The sequence below is a fragment of the Aphanothece stagnina RSMan2012 genome (assembly GCF_046764815.1).
Taxonomy (GTDB): domain Bacteria; phylum Cyanobacteriota; class Cyanobacteriia; order PCC-6307; family Cyanobiaceae; genus NIES-981.
In genome coordinates, this window is the sequence record NZ_JBKOUC010000138.1 from 1 (window position 1) to 223 (window position 223).

A 223-nucleotide genomic window follows, 5' to 3' on the forward strand; every position below is an offset into this window, starting at 1 on the left:
TATTGGCCTCGATCCGCTCCAGCATGGGCAGCAGGTGCACCGCATCACTGGCCTGGTTGCTGACGCCGATGGCCACGATCACCTGGTGGTCGCCATCGACGGCGGCCTGAGAGTTGTACCCCTGGATCCAGCCGTCCGCTCCCTTGAGAATGTGGCTGTCGGGGTCGGTGAAATTCCGCTGCGCGGTGGGCTTGGGGTTTCCGATTGCATCGGTGGGGAGCGT

1 pseudogene is annotated in these 223 nt (G+C 64.1%); it reads right to left on the bottom strand.

The window, feature by feature from the left end:
- Positions 1-223 (bottom strand): annotated as a pseudogene (locus tag ACLNEE_RS17105) (IS5/IS1182 family transposase); the annotation flags it as partial.